Below are 13,546 nucleotides of genomic sequence, written 5' to 3'. Positions count from 1 at the left end.
AGATCCGGCTTCGTCACGGGACGGACGCTTGGCCGCTGCGTCCTCGTCGTCCTGATCTTCGTTCTGGCCGGTCCTCCCGTCGGGGCCGCCACCATGAGCCTGCTCGGCGGCACGCTTGTGCTGATCGACCAAAGCGGTACCGGAACAGGCGCCTACGTGTTCCAGGCTGGACTGGCCGGTCTTCTGTTCTCCTGGCTTATTGGTTGGAGGCAGGCGCTCGTCGCCGGGATCGTCTTCGTCGGATACGCGGCATGGAAGGGCAGATCCTCGATCCTCTTACCCGCGATCGCTGGTGTCCTGGCCGGGCTGCCCCGGACGCTGGGCGAAGGCGGTCCCGTGATCTTCACGGTGTTTCTCGTTTTCGCTCACTTCTCGGCAGCTCTTTTCTGCGGGCTCCTGGCGCGACGATACGTTTTGCCGCATATCAAGAGGAACAGAACATGAAAAAGCTGTTGTTGTGGATCGCGGGGGCGATCCTGCTCGCGATCGCGGCGCCTACCGTTGCCAATCTCATCTTTGCCGGCGGCGAGGACTACAATACCGACTTCCCTCCACCCGCCGCCAGTGCCACCGCTGGAGAACTCTTTCCTGAAACCATCGCGGGCGCGCCACGTCGCATCGAACGACTGTCGGTGGACAACAATTCGGCCGGATATATTGCCCGGTATGGGGCGAGAACCTCGATCACAATAGTTCATTCCACGGACCAGGCCGTCATCGACGCGCAGGCCGCTCAGGTCGTCGAGCGGACGAAGATGTTCGACTCCAGGCGCAGCGGCAAATTCAACGGGGCCTGGGAGATCAAGGCATACGGGCAGCCCGGACGCATCTATGCCTGGCAGAGGCAGGGCTGGTTCTATTCCGTAGAGGCAGCGACGGATTCAATGTTTCTCGAGATGGTCGAGAAACTCTCCTTTATCGCGGTCCGTTGACGATGTCGGCCGGCGATCACCAAAACCGAGGTTCAGATCATGAAGGTCGTCACCAATACGCCCGAACGTCTCGTTCTGCGCGCCGGCCGCCTGCCGGCTGCGCTTGTCAACATCCCGCTAGGGCCGGCGGTGATCTGGCTCGGTTTCATGATTGTCCAGGAGGGCGACGATGCGTGGTTCGGATGGTGCATTGCCGCGTTGGGTTTGGTGATGCTCCTCGGCGGCGTGTGGGCGCTGTTCGCCCGCCGGACGCTGGAGCTCGATCGCCGCAGCGGACTGGTACGGACCTCGTTCACCGGCCCTTTGGTCCATTGGGACCAGCAGATCCCTTTGGACGCATTGGAAACTGTTTCGGTGGACTGGACGAAAGTCGGCAGGAGGGCGGGTGGCGTCATCGGTGTCATCTTTAGCCCGCGCGCCGACAGTTACACCGCAGCGCTCCGGCTCCGAGAGTTCTGGACGCGAGGTGGCGCCGAGGCCACGGTGGCCACCGTGCATCGCTGGCTGCGGGAGGCAGGGCACCCTGCCGGAACCGCATAGAAGCTGGACTTGGCGTGTCCGCGCAAGCATTCTCTTGGGGGCACTCAGTACCCCATCCATGCGATGCCAAAAATCACGACCGCCATCACGACGATGAACACGACGCCAAACAGCTTGAAAGCGCGGTCGTCATGATAGGAGGCCGCTTTGTCATAGACGACATCACCGAGCTCCTTGCGGGCAAGACGCTCCTCCAACATGCGTCTTGCGTCATCACCTCCGCGCTGCATCTGCTTGTAATACTGAGACAGGATCGCTCCGGTTTTGTTCCATTTCACTGACGAACGAGACGTGCCTGTCCGCCGCGAATAGAGAACACTTGTCCAGCGTGACATTCACCGGCCTTGCTCGTCAATCTCGACAAGATTGGCTATTGTGGCGGCCATCGCGCAAGCTCCCGAATTTACTTCTGCTATGCACTACTGAGCTGCAACGGGTTCAGCAGGGCCGTTCAACAAGAGACTACAGACCGCTATGCTCACAATCTCCATCACTTTTCTGGCGTTTCAGGGTGCTGTCTTCCTGATCTGGATTTTCCTGGCTTTCCGTTGGCTCTTTGCGTTGCTGACCTGCCACTGAGTTTTTCCTCCACCTGGAGTTAGAGTCCGGCCTCGATTGAAGGACGGACAGATGAAGCGGAAGCGGTTTACGGAAGATCAGATCATCGCGGTTCTGCGCGAGCACGAGGCGGGTGCGAAGGCGGCCGATCTGGCCCGCAAGCACGGGGTGAGCGAGGCGACGCTGTATAACTGGAAGGCGAAGTATGGCGGGATGGAGGTGTCCGACGCCAAGCGCCTGAAGGCTCTGGAAGACGAGAATGCGAAGCTGAAGAAGCTGCTCGCCGACCAGATGCTGGAAGCCTCGGCACTTCGCGAGCTGCTGTCAAAAAAATGGTAGGGCCCGCCGCCAAGCGCGAAGCCGTCGCGCATCTGCAGGCCGTGATGGGCCTGTCGGAGCGTCGGGCCTGTTCCTTCGTCGGTGCCGATCGCAAGATGGTCCGCTACCAGTCCTGCCGTCCTCCAGAGACCGAACTTCGCGGCAGGCTACGCGACCTTGCCAATGAACGCCGGCGTTTCGGCTATCGACGTCTGTTCATCCTGCTGCGGCGGGAAGGGGAGCCATCCGGCATCAACCGCATATATCGGCTCTACCGCGAGGAAGGGCTGACCGTTCGCAAGCGCCGGGCGCGGCGACGCGCGGTTGGCACGCGGGCGCCGATCCTGGTCGAGGCAAGACCGAACGCGCGCTGGTCCCTGGACTTCGTGCACGATCAGTTCGCCTGCGGGCGGCGCTTTCGCGTGCTCAATATCGTGGATGACGTCACGCGCGAGTGCCTGGCCGCGATCCCGGACACATCGATCTCCGGTCGTCGGGTGGCACGTGAGCTGACTGATCTGATCAGCCGTCGCGGCAAGCCAGACATGATCGTTTCGGATCACGGCACCGAGTTCACCTCGAATGCCATCCTTGCTTGGTCGAAGGATCACCGCGTGGAATGGCACTACATTGAGCCCGGAAAGCCGATGCAGAACGGCTACGTCGAATCCTTCAACGGCCGCATGCGCGATGAGCTGCTGAACGAGAGCCTGTTCTTCGGCATCGACCACGCGCGCAGCGCCATCGCCGAATGGAGGCAGGACTTCAACACCGCGAGGCCGCATTCCTCGCTCGGCTACCAGACCCCGGCGGCCTTCGCCGGAACCCTCGCCGCAACCGGCTCCGACGCTTCGCTCGATAAGGGCTTCGCGTCTCCACCGGTTGCTCAACCCGCGCCCTACGGCGTAACAGAAACGGTCGAGGCTCTAACCGCCGCTGGATGACAGTTCAGTGGCAGGTCATTGCGCGCCGATGCCGTAGCCGAGAGCGGTTCTGCGCTTCCGGGGTTGGGCTCAACGCTGCGTGCCTTTCGCGGCGGATTGGTGGACGAGCGTTATAGGAAGGAGCGAGTTCGTCTCGGCTTTTTGACTTTCGTTCTCATGGTCTTGTATTTCGCCCAGTTCCTCTTTTCCGGGTTGGGGGAATCCATGATACGCCACACTTGGCCTCCACGAGACGCACGGCGGCGACCGGCCTGGGATCAGTCCAGAAGGCCCCAACAGTCTTTGAGAATCAATGGGAGCAGGCAATGTCGGCAGGATGGGTGAATCTGATTGTGCTTGTCGCCATCGTGATGATCCTTGCCGGCATCGGCGCGGTTTTCTTTCTCGCAGCGACACGCCGGGGCGGACGGAGGAAAGCTGGATTGGCCAAGCCGTCCAGGGCTCACTACAGACGGGTCAATCCGAAGACCGGCGACCTGTTCCGGTAGCTTGTCGGAAAGAAGCGGACTGCGCTGAACGCCGTACCTATTCGACCTAGACAAAGCGAGCGAACGCGTTTTCTCGTTAGGACTACGCCCACACGGCCAGCAAGACGCCTACATGTCCGGTGTGCGGGAATAGCGTGCTACATCGACCGTTCGTTCCCGCTGGAGAAGGCCCTTGATGGGCTTGGTCTTGTCGCCGCCGCTGACGTTGCCAGCGCCGGCAAGCCTCACAAGGTTGTCCGCGGCCAAGTCATAGCCAAGGTCCGCTGCGCGCCTGTAATAGCCTATTGCCGCCTGCCGATCGGCGACAACACCCAAGCCGTTCTCATACATGTGTCCAAGGTTGTTGAGGGCAACCGGATGGTCCCGATCGGCGGCTATCCGGGTCCATTTGAGCGCCTCGCCATAGTCGATGTCGATACCCCTTCCTTCGAGGTAAAGCAGACCCAGATTTACGGCTGAAACGGCCTCGCCCGCCTGCGCGGCTCGCCTGTAGAAGGCGATCGCAGCTTCGTAGTCCTGTGTCACGCCGCGCCCGGCCTCGTAAAGCATCGCCAAATTGTGTTGAGCAAGCGCCAGACCCTGGTCGGCGGCAAGGCGATAGAGCTCGGCGGCGGCAGCAGGATCGGCTTGGATACCGATACCGTTCTCGATGAAGAAGCCGAGATTGTTCTGGCCAAATTTTTCGCCCTGAGCAGCGGCGAGCCGATAAAGCTCGGCAGCACGTGCCAGATCGGCCGGCTGACCTAGCCCTTCCTCGAGCAGTTTGCCCAGTTTCACCTGGCCGGAGGGATCGCCTTGCGCAACCGAGCGCTCGTACCACGCGGCTGCAGCCACATAGTCGCGCGGCAGACCACCCAGCCCTTCCTGGTACATGAAGCCGATGTTGGCCTGGGCCTTGCTCATCCCCTGCTCGGCGGCGGCGCGATACCAGCGGGCCGCCGCCGCGTAATCCTGGGCCACACCCTCTCCATATTCGTAAGAGACCCCGAGGCTGTTCTGCGCCAGCGCGAATCCTGCCTCCGCGCCTTCAATCAGCAATTGCGCACCCCTTGCCATATCCTGCGGCACGCCGTTCCCTGTGATCAGCATGTCCCCCAACATTGCGAGGGCGACGACATTGCTTGCTTCGGCGGCTTCCTCGAACAATCGAGCTGCGTTCTCGGTATCGCCGGCAGCGAAATATGCACGGCCCAGCCAAGCCTTGATCTGGGCAGAATTCGGCTCCTGTTCGAGCGCTTCCGTGCAGGTGGGTATCGCGGACTCTGCATCGATCTGCCGCGCGTCCATACCGATGGATTCAAAGCCCTTCTCGAACTGGCTGGACGCTGCGGCGGCGCAGGAATCCAGGGACGGGCCAGCCATGACACCTGGAGCGATCACGGCCGAGGACAAGACAAGGCCAAGCAGCAATACGGCGCCAGCCGAACCATTTTCCCGCAGGCGCTTCATGTGGCGCATGCGTCTTCCTCCCACTTGCGCAAAACATCGGTGGCCGTCCGATGCTCTGATACCCGCGAGGCTGCGTCATACCCCTCCAGGTGTATGAGCGTCGAAGCGACGACCGCCCGCCACCGGCATTGTCACGGGCCTGGCCGTCGATCCGCGCCCTTGAGGAGGTGCTCCAGGAGATGCGCCACATGCCCCGCCTCTCGGATATATCGGAAAGCATAGCTGTAGGATGGCCTCGCGCCCGTCGTGCCTCTGTAGGTGAAGCTGCGGTAGTTCAGGTGAGCAACCGGCCCCTGCTGAGCGATGCGAGGCGGCGTCATCTTCTCGATCGGCACCGAGTGTAGCCAATACTTCCCGAATACGCGCCGCGCTACGATTGCGCGCCTGTCCGTCAACGCATATTCGTCACGCAGGAGCCAGAACCGTGTCCAAATCGACTGCCCGCCATTGAAGAACCATATGGCCAACAGCATCGGCAGGATCAGAGCCCACACCAACAGACTAAAGACACCGTTCATTCGGGGAAGAAACAACAAGGCTATAGTAGCTGACAGGCCGCCAAGGAGAAGGGACAGAGCAATTCGCGCTCCGGGTTCCATCGGGGACCACAGCATCGGCTTGGCAGGTGGCTCCGGCCGGCCCTGCCACAACAGCCGCTCTTCGGGGCGGAGATATTGTTGCCACTCGATACGTTCTGTCATGGACCCAATTCGCAGAGACGCCGACGCTGGACATCATATTCGACGGCGGTCAGCCCTCCGGCGAGCAAGCGAGCACAGCGCCGGTTGCGTGGTAGATCGCGAAGTGTCTTAGGGGTAGTGCCGCCCCGTCGGGGAGTTGTATCCACACGATGCCGAAACGGCTGAAACGACCCTCTCCCTTTAGAATGATCCGGTTGTCATCAATGCTCGCCATGAGCTCTTCCTGAGATATTTCCAGCCCTCTATCGCTCTCCGACCAGGTGAAGCGGCCATCCCGGCGGTGAAGCATGCCGCGCACGGAGCCGGTTTCGGCGCTTCGGCAGACGTAGCCCAACGCGTCGAGCAGGAAGTCGCCGCGAGATGCGGGAGAAACGCCCCCAGAACCTGCGACCAGCACAAGTGCCAAAATGACCGCCATTCTCATGGCGATTTTTGCTTGATGTTGCTGGGCAGCTTCAAACCGACGAGTGTCGCATCACCTGGCGAGCTACGCCGATGGTCCTCTTTTGAATGAGGCACACCCAGCCCGATGCCTCTACCTCTAGAAGCGTTGTGTTTACTCACACTCAAGTCGATCCTCCATCGTATTGGTGTCGAAAACCCGCGCTTGGGTACAGCCCATCGGCATCTCCGCGACAACCAGAACCAGCAACGCGCCGGTGACGATGATGGCGACCACCGACAGGATCAGTCTCCATCTCGTCGTCGCTCCGGTCATTGGACCCTCTCGTTGCTAGACGCCCGAATGCATCGTGCGGCCGTGCGGGATGCTCAAGGCTCAGTTGCACCGATTTAGCCGCATCGTAATGTTGGAGTCTCGGGTCCAGCCCGAGGACGAGGGTGCATAGTGCGAGAACGTCTGCCCCTCTTTGGCTCCGCCTCGGCAACGATAGGTAAGGGAGACGCGGCGACGGGCGTCGCACCCAAAGTCAGCGGCATAAACCCGCGAACGACTCGCACCGGCTTCGACCGTGAAATTGTTCGCGAACCAACCGCCGTTGCTCAACGGACGCCAAGGACCGGGAGCGGCTGCCGGGCCGATACCGACACGGCTGCGAATCTTGGCCGTGTCGCTCACTATGGTTATCGGGTGAGCGCCGGTGTTTCGGACGGCAACATTCATGTTGCAGGCCGCCATGGCGGTGTCGATGTCACACATGGCAAACAGGCACAAAGCGCCTGCTGCTACCGCGAGACGTCCCGGAAGTTTTGTCGTAGCCATTGTGCGATCCCTACCAATATCCCTGTCCTGATTTCAGGGCAACGAGGGACGTCAGTCATACCCCTCACGGTGTATGACTTTCCATCGGACTGTGAAGGCTGCGGCGCCTACAAGCAGGCCGGGACCAACAAGATCACGTTGATGTTCAATGCGAGGACGGGCTAGGCATCGCAACCGTTCCGATGTTTATCCCTCGTCCCGCAGTATCCCTACTACGACCGAATCCGGCTTCACGTTGGGCGAAAGCTGCGGTCCACTCCCTCGTGCGTCAACGGTATGAGGAGATACGGACCATGACTGAACCGAAATATCTAACCCCGGAAGAAGTTTCCGATCGATACCGGGGAGCGATCTCAACCGGGACGCTGAAGAACTGGAGATCGCAGCGGATCGGCCCGCCCTTCATCAAGGTCGGAAAATCCGTCCTCTACTCCGCCGAGCAGCTCGACCAATGGGACCGGAAGAACGTCGTGACCTGCCGTGCCGCCAAAGTCGACCACATGACCGCCGGGGATCAACGATGACTGGAGCGGGGGCGGTCTGCTATTGCGCACCCAAAAACCGCCCCCTCTTTCCGCTGCTTGACAGAATTGATGATTGATTACTGCCACTTAGAGAAATAAGATGGGTGATCCACAACCACCCGTCCGGCGACCCGACCCCCTCGCGCGCCGACATCGAGATGACGCGAACCATCGTCGAGACCGCCAGACCGCTCGGCATCGCCGTCCACGACCACATCATCGTTGGCCGCAACGGCCATGCCAGCCTCAAGGGCCTGCAACTGATCTAAGACCTGAAGAAAATCGCCCAACCGATTCCCACAAAAAGCAAAAAGGCCGCTCATCGAGCGGCCTTTTCCTTATTCGTGAGACGAGGCCAAGATTACTCGCCGGCGTCGCCCTTGGCGGCCTTCTTCTTCGGCGCGGCCTTCTTCTTCTCGCCTTCGCCTGCTTCGCCCCTTTCGGCGGCATCGGCCGCCTTCGCCTTGGAAGTGGCCTTCTTGGCCGGCTTCTTGGCTTCCTTGGTCTCGGTCTCGGCCTCGTCGTCGGCGAGGAGCTCGTCCTTCGAGACCTTCTGATCGGCGACCGAGATCACGCCGAGCAGGTGATCGACCACCTTCTCCTCGAACAGCGGCGCGCGGATCGAGGCGAGCGCGCCCGGGTTCGAGCGGTAATACTCGTAGACCTGCTGCTGCTGGCTCTGCGGGATGCGGCGGATCTGCTCGAACAGCGCCCGCTGCAGCTCGTCGTCGGAGACCTGGACGCTCGCCTTCTCGCCGATGTCGGCCAGCACGAGGCCGAGACGGACGCGGCGCTCGGCCAGGCGCTGGTATTCGGCGCGGGCCTCAAGCTCGGTCGTCTCCTCGTCCTCGAAGGTGCGGCCGGCCTGCGCGAGGTCGGCATTGACCTGCGCCCAGATGTTTTCGAACTCGGCTTCGACCAGACGTTCCGGCGTGTCGAACTTGTACATCTCGTCGAGCTGGTCGAGGATCTGACGCTTGACCTTCTGGCGGGTGACCGAGCCGTACTGGCTTTCGATCTGGCCGCGAACGATTTCGCGCAGCTTGTCGGCCGATTCGAGGCCGAGCGTCTTGGCGAGGTCGTCGTTGATCTCGACGTCGGCGGGAGCGGCGACATCCTTGACCTTGATGTCGAAGGTGGCTTCCTTGCCGGCGAGGTTTGCGGCCGGGTAGTCAGCCGGGAAGGTGACCGTGATGACCTTCTCTTCGCCAGCCTTCAGGCCGACGAGCTGCTCTTCGAAGCCGGGGATGAAGCGGTTGGAGCCGAGAACGAGTTCTGCGTCCTCGTCCTTGCCGCCGTCGAAGGCTTCGCCGTCGACCTTGCCGAGATAGTCGATCGTGACGCGGTCGCCATTGGCGGCCTTGCCCTTCTTGGACTCCCAGCTGCGGGCGGAATCGGCGACGCGCTCGACCTGCTCCTCGACCTCCTCGGACGGAACGTCATAGACCAGACGGGTGATCGAGATCGCCGAGAGGTCCTTCTCCTCGATGGGCGGCAGCACCTCGTAGTCAAGCGAGAACTCGAAATCGGCGTTGCCGGCGAGGATCTTCTCGGCTTCCTTCTCGTCCTCGGTCATCGAGACCTCGGGCTGCATCGCCGCCTTCTCGCCGCGGTCGGCGAGGATCGAGCGGGTCGAGTCGGAGAGAATCTCGTTGACGACCTCGGCCATGAACGACTTGCCGTAGACCTTGCGCAGATGCTGGAGCGGCACCTTGCCGGGGCGGAAGCCGTTGATGCGGACCTTGTCCTTGGCCGCCGAAAGCCGCTCGACGAGCTTTGCTTCCAAATCCTTGGCCGGGACGGTCACCTTGATCTGGCGCTTCAGTCCCGTGTTGAGCGTTTCGGTTACCTGCATCTCAAAACCTTCGTTTTCGTCAAAGCCGGCAGGCCGGCGTCGTGCCGTCCAGCCTGCGTGAAATCCTCGCCGGGAGTGGCCTGGTGCGGGTGAAAGGACTTGAACCTTCACGACTTGCGTCACGGGAACCTAAATCCCGCGTGTCTACCAATTCCACCACACCCGCTTTCCACGGGGCGCGCATCCGCCCCCTGAAAGCGCGTGGTTCTATATCATCGGGGGCGGACGGTTCAAAGGAAAATTGCCGCACCACGCGGCTATTTTTGCCGCGGCGAGATGAAAACCGGCTCAATAGAGCGGTTCGGCGTAAAGCATCGTCTCGCCGTCATGGAAAGACTTGATCTGCGCCGCGCCGTCCTCTCCCACCGCGACCTTCATGCGAAAGGTGCGTTCGGCGAGGTTGCTCTCGATCGCCCTGCCCTCGCCCTCGGGCACGTAGAAGCGCTCGATGCCGTAGCGGATCGAGATGGAATACGGGTCGGCCGTCCATCGCGAACGGGTCGAGCCCCTGATATCGACCTCGTCCGGCGCCGGCGCGCCTTCGGGCTTCGCGTCGTAGCGCGCCGCCACCGGCTGGAAGACGCCGTTCTCGTCGGGCTTCAGCCGCACGAAGACGGTGCGGCGGCCCTCGTCGCCCTCCTGCGCCGGCGGCTCGGGGAACAGGGCGGCCGGCACACGGGAGATGTTGTAGGACAGGGTGACGTAGTCGCCACGCAGCAGGTCGCGCGGGTCGACCGGCTCGACCGCCAGCACCACCTCGCGCCCGTCGCGCAGCACCGCCGCGCGCCCGGTGATCATCGAGGCGAGAAAGCCGATCTGCAGCACGGCGACGAGCGCCGCCGCTGCCATCATCCACCGCCGCCCGCTCATGCCGCGTCTCCCGCAAGGCCCGGCCCGTCTGCGGCGATGCGCCGTTCGAAGCGCGCGATCAGCCAGGCGAGCACGGAGAGCGTCAGCCCCGCCAGCAGGAAGAAGGCGGCCGTGTCCATCATCGTTCCCAGCATCACCACATAGAGGAAGCATAAATTGAAGGCGAAGGCGGCATAGGCGAACCAGCGCAGCGCCCGGTTCTCGCGCCCGGCGACCAGCAGCGCCGCGACGATGCCGGCGAAGGCCACCACCGTCGGGTAGACGAAGTCGGGCTTTTCGACCAGGGCGATCTGGATCGTGCCGATGCCGGCGAGGAAGCCGGCCAGCGCCTGCACCGACAAGCCTTCGCCGAGGCCCGACAGGCGCTGTGCCTGCTCCGGATAAAGGCGGCCGGCGACGAACGCGGCACTCGCCGCCGCGATCAGCAGGATCGGAGCGGTGAACGCGCTCTCGTCGCGCCAGTAGAACAGGAAGGCGAACAGATAGAGCGACAGGAGAAGGAGATGGCGGGCAAGGACGCTGCGCGTCCAGAACGACAGCGCGTAGAGGACGGCCGCGACGGCGAGATAGGACAGCGGCAGCGCGGCGAGCGTCCAGCCGTCCGACGCCTTCATCAGCATCCACGCGCCGGCAAGCAGCGCCGCGCCGGCCGTCAGCGCGCCGGAGCGCAGGATCGCGGCGGCGAGCGCCGTGCCAGCGCCCCAGAGGAACACCGCCTCGGCCTCGTCGCCCGACATGTGGTAGATCTGCGCGATCAGCGCGATGGACGCGCCGAAACCGGCGGCGGCCACCACGAAGGCGCCCTCGCCCGCCGCCTCGCGGCCGGACAGCTTGAGCGCCGCCCCGCCGACATAGCCGGCAAGGATGAGCGAAAACAGCATGCCGACGCGCGCCAGCCGCGGAAACGCCTCCCAGTTGGCGGCGATGAAGATCAGAACCGCCGCGGCGAACAGCGCCGCCGCCATCATCGCCAGCACCGAGCCGAAGGAGACGGAGCTGCCCGAATTTCGTTCGGCGTCGAGCGAAAGTGCGCGCGCCGTTTTCTCGTCGATCAATCCGGCTTCGCGCCAGCGCGAAATGTCGCGCTTGATCTTCGACAGGTAGGAGGCCATCAGCCGCTCCCTTTCCGCTCGGGCAAAGCCGGGTCACGTGGGAACAAAGCCGGCCGATTATGTCGGAAATTCGGCTACATAGCCGATTCCGCCACCACTTTGCCATACAGATAAAGAAAAGTGGATATTGCGATGCACAAACCGCATTGCTGCTATGCAGCATCAGCACTTCAAATCGCCGGAGGAAGTGTCTATCTTCCAACCATCGAACGAGAACGAACGCGTAAGAAAACGCAAATAGGTGCTGAAATGAACCTGATCCGCAACTACCGCAACTGGCGCCGCTACCGCGACACGGTCAACGAGCTGAGCCGCCTGTCCAACCGTGAACTCAACGACCTCGGCATTTCGCGCGGCGAGATTCCCTTCGTCGCCCGCAAGTCGGTCTGATAGTTCCGCAGATTTCGCCAGAACCGTCCTCCTCCCAGGTTCTGGTGGATAAGGCCGCCAATCACCTCCTCCCGATTGTCGGCCGCTATAACGACACCCGCCGGACCTCCTCCCCCGGCGGGTGTTGTTCTTTTCGGGCCATGGCTAGCCCGCACCCGGATTGCATTCCTGCGCCGCCGGGACTAATTCCCCTTCCATGACAATCAAGCCCGTTCATGTCGTCGGCGGCGGTCTCGCCGGCTCCGAAGCCGCCTGGCAGATCGCTGAGGCTGGCGTCGCCGTCGTCCTGCACGAGATGCGCCCCGTGCGCGAGACGCCCGCGCACAAGACGCACGGGCTCGCCGAGCTCGTCTGCTCGAACTCCTTCCGCTCGGACGACGCCGAGACCAACGCCGTCGGCGTGCTGCACGCCGAGATGCGCCTCGCCGGCTCGCTGATCATGGCGTCGGGCGATGCCAACCAGGTGCCCGCCGGCGGCGCGCTCGCCGTCGACCGCGACGGCTTCTCGGACGCCGTCACGGCGAAGCTCGAAGCGCATCCGCTCGTCACCATCGTGCGCGAGGAAATAGCCGGCCTGCCGCCGCAGGAGTGGGACCAGGCCATCATCGCCACCGGACCGCTGACCGCCCCGTCGCTGGCTGAGGCCATCGCCGAAAAGACCGGGGCCGACGCGCTCGCCTTCTTCGACGCCATCGCCCCGATCATCCATTTCGACACCATCGACTTCGACGTCGCCTGGTTCCAGTCGCGCTACGACAAGGTGGGGCCCGGCGGCACCGGCAAGGACTACATCAACCTGCCGATGGACAAGGCGCAGTACGAGGCGTTCGTCGCCGCGCTGATCGAGGGCGGGAAGACCGAGTTCCGCGAATGGGAGGGCACGCCCTATTTCGACGGCTGCCTGCCCATCGAGGTGATGGCCGAGCGGGGCGTCGAGACGCTGCGCCACGGCCCGATGAAGCCCATCGGCCTGACCAATCCGCACGACCCGACGGTGAAGGCCTACGCGATCGTCCAGCTCCGGCAGGACAACGCGCTCGGCACGCTCTACAACATGGTCGGGTTCCAGACCAAGCTGAAGCATGGTGAGCAGGTGCGCATCTTCCGCACCATTCCCGGCCTCGAACAGGCCGAGTTCGCGCGGCTCGGCGGCCTGCACCGCAACACCTACATCAACTCGCCGACGCTGCTCGATTCGACGCTGCAACTGAAGAGCCGGCCCGGCCTGCGCTTCGCCGGCCAGATCACCGGCTGCGAGGGTTATGTCGAATCGGCCGCCATTGGCCTGCTCGCCGGCCGTTTCGCCGCCGCGCAACGCCTCGGCCGCGCGATCGCGCCGCCGCCGCCGACCACCGCCTTCGGCGCGCTGCTCGGCCACATCACCGGCGGGCACCTCGTGTCCGACGACGAGCCGGGCAAGCGCTCGTTCCAGCCGATGAACGTCAATTTCGGCCTATTCCCGCCGCTCGAGGCGGGAACCAAGCTGAAGCCGGAGGGCTTCGAGGGCCGTTTCCGCGGCAAGGACAAGGCGCTCGCCAAGAAGAAGGCGCTCGCCCGCCGCGCGCTCGCCGATTGCCGCGCCTGGCTCGGGCTGGCGCCGCTGACGGTAGCAGCCGAATAGCGCACGTTTCAGGGGGGATTTC

16 protein-coding genes, 1 tRNA gene and 1 pseudogene are annotated in these 13,546 nt (G+C 63.1%); 9 read left to right on the top strand and 9 right to left on the bottom strand.

What is annotated here, in order from left to right:
- The first annotated feature begins 93 nt into the window (after window positions 1-93).
- The 3 genes from M9945_RS16180 to M9945_RS16170 are packed head-to-tail and all read left to right on the top strand — an operon-like array spanning window position 94 to window position 1,472.
- A complete protein-coding gene (locus M9945_RS16180) occupies window positions 94-444 on the top strand; it encodes a hypothetical protein (protein ID WP_367929337.1) in 351 nt (116 codons plus the stop codon).
- Entirely contained in the window at window positions 441-932 is a 492-nt protein-coding gene (locus M9945_RS16175) for a hypothetical protein (RefSeq protein ID WP_367929336.1), read from the top strand. The genes M9945_RS16180 and M9945_RS16175 overlap by 4 nt, the downstream gene beginning before the upstream one ends.
- 39 nt (window positions 933-971) lie before the next feature.
- Window positions 972-1,472, top strand: coding sequence for a hypothetical protein (locus tag M9945_RS16170; RefSeq protein ID WP_367929335.1), 501 nt, complete (start codon window positions 972-974; stop codon window positions 1,470-1,472).
- Between the two features lie 44 nt (window positions 1,473-1,516).
- Here the strand turns inward: M9945_RS16170 and M9945_RS16165 are convergent, their stop codons facing one another.
- Window positions 1,517-1,807 carry a hypothetical protein gene (locus M9945_RS16165; RefSeq protein WP_367929334.1) on the bottom strand — a complete coding sequence of 97 codons (291 nt, stop codon included), beginning with the start codon at window positions 1,805-1,807 and terminating at the stop codon, window positions 1,517-1,519.
- Window positions 1,808-2,102: 295 nt separating this feature from the next.
- Between M9945_RS16165 and M9945_RS16160 the strand changes: the two genes are divergently transcribed.
- Together M9945_RS16160 and M9945_RS16155 are read left to right on the top strand one after the other, a co-directional pair.
- Window positions 2,103-3,292, top strand: a protein-coding gene (locus tag M9945_RS16160) for an IS3 family transposase (protein WP_367945411.1) whose coding sequence is annotated in 2 segments (ribosomal slippage) — window positions 2,103-2,355 and window positions 2,355-3,292 — 1,191 coding nt in all. Because the reading frame shifts where the segments join, the coding sequence is not laid out codon by codon here.
- A 305-nt stretch (window positions 3,293-3,597) separates the two neighbouring features.
- The gene (locus M9945_RS16155) at window positions 3,598-3,780 is read left to right on the top strand and encodes a hypothetical protein (RefSeq protein WP_367929333.1); all 183 of its coding nucleotides are present in this window, start codon (window positions 3,598-3,600) and stop codon (window positions 3,778-3,780) included.
- Between the two features lie 108 nt (window positions 3,781-3,888).
- Here M9945_RS16155 and M9945_RS16150 read toward each other — a convergent pair whose 3' ends face one another.
- The 4 genes from M9945_RS16150 to M9945_RS16135 form a co-directional block, all read right to left on the bottom strand.
- Complete coding sequence (locus tag M9945_RS16150; protein WP_367929332.1) at window positions 3,889-5,238, bottom strand: tetratricopeptide repeat protein; 1,350 nt, start codon at window positions 5,236-5,238, stop codon at window positions 3,889-3,891.
- Window positions 5,239-5,360: 122 nt separating this feature from the next.
- Complete coding sequence (locus tag M9945_RS16145; protein WP_367929331.1) at window positions 5,361-5,930, bottom strand: hypothetical protein; 570 nt, start codon at window positions 5,928-5,930, stop codon at window positions 5,361-5,363.
- Window positions 5,931-5,979: 49 nt separating this feature from the next.
- Window positions 5,980-6,354: a hypothetical protein gene (locus M9945_RS16140; RefSeq protein WP_367929330.1), complete on the bottom strand. Its 375-nt coding sequence runs from the start codon at window positions 6,352-6,354 to the stop codon at window positions 5,980-5,982.
- A 132-nt stretch (window positions 6,355-6,486) separates the two neighbouring features.
- Window positions 6,487-6,648 carry a hypothetical protein gene (locus M9945_RS16135; protein ID WP_367929329.1) on the bottom strand — a complete coding sequence of 54 codons (162 nt, stop codon included), beginning with the start codon at window positions 6,646-6,648 and terminating at the stop codon, window positions 6,487-6,489.
- Window positions 6,649-7,445: 797 nt separating this feature from the next.
- Between M9945_RS16135 and M9945_RS16130 the strand changes: the two genes are divergently transcribed.
- Both M9945_RS16130 and M9945_RS16125 read left to right on the top strand, forming a co-directional pair.
- Entirely contained in the window at window positions 7,446-7,676 is a 231-nt protein-coding gene (locus M9945_RS16130) for a helix-turn-helix domain-containing protein (protein WP_367929328.1), read from the top strand.
- Between the two features lie 107 nt (window positions 7,677-7,783).
- Window positions 7,784-7,945 (top strand): annotated as a pseudogene (locus M9945_RS16125) (JAB domain-containing protein); the annotation flags it as partial.
- 92 nt (window positions 7,946-8,037) lie between these two features.
- Here the strand turns inward: M9945_RS16125 and tig are convergent.
- From tig to M9945_RS16105, 4 genes are all read right to left on the bottom strand, one after another.
- Window positions 8,038-9,531: a trigger factor gene (gene tig, locus M9945_RS16120; RefSeq protein WP_367945410.1), complete on the bottom strand. Its 1,494-nt coding sequence runs from the start codon at window positions 9,529-9,531 to the stop codon at window positions 8,038-8,040.
- Window positions 9,532-9,612: 81 nt separating this feature from the next.
- Window positions 9,613-9,697: transfer RNA gene (locus M9945_RS16115), tRNA-Leu, on the bottom strand.
- Window positions 9,698-9,819: 122 nt separating this feature from the next.
- Window positions 9,820-10,401, bottom strand: coding sequence for a GDYXXLXY domain-containing protein (locus tag M9945_RS16110; protein ID WP_367929326.1), 582 nt, complete (start codon window positions 10,399-10,401; stop codon window positions 9,820-9,822).
- Window positions 10,398-11,513, bottom strand: a complete 1,116-nt coding sequence (locus tag M9945_RS16105) for a DUF2157 domain-containing protein (RefSeq protein ID WP_367929325.1) — start codon at window positions 11,511-11,513, stop codon at window positions 10,398-10,400. The genes M9945_RS16110 and M9945_RS16105 overlap by 4 nt, the downstream gene beginning before the upstream one ends.
- 249 nt (window positions 11,514-11,762) lie before the next feature.
- On the opposite strand from M9945_RS16105, the gene M9945_RS16100 reads away from it, so the two are divergent.
- Together M9945_RS16100 and trmFO are read left to right on the top strand one after the other, a co-directional pair.
- Complete coding sequence (locus M9945_RS16100; protein WP_367929324.1) at window positions 11,763-11,903, top strand: DUF1127 domain-containing protein; 141 nt, start codon at window positions 11,763-11,765, stop codon at window positions 11,901-11,903.
- A 196-nt stretch (window positions 11,904-12,099) separates the two neighbouring features.
- On the top strand, window positions 12,100-13,524 hold the full coding sequence (gene trmFO, locus M9945_RS16095; RefSeq protein ID WP_367945409.1) for a methylenetetrahydrofolate--tRNA-(uracil(54)-C(5))-methyltransferase (FADH(2)-oxidizing) TrmFO: 1,425 nt from the start codon (window positions 12,100-12,102) through the stop codon (window positions 13,522-13,524).
- Window positions 13,525-13,546 lie beyond the last annotated feature (22 nt).

The organism is Aquamicrobium sp. (assembly GCF_023954335.1).
In the GTDB taxonomy this organism is placed as follows: Bacteria; Pseudomonadota; Alphaproteobacteria; order Rhizobiales; family Rhizobiaceae; genus Aerobium.
The sequence above is the reverse complement of the archived record's forward strand: the minus strand, read 5'-3'. Positions and strand labels throughout refer to the sequence as shown.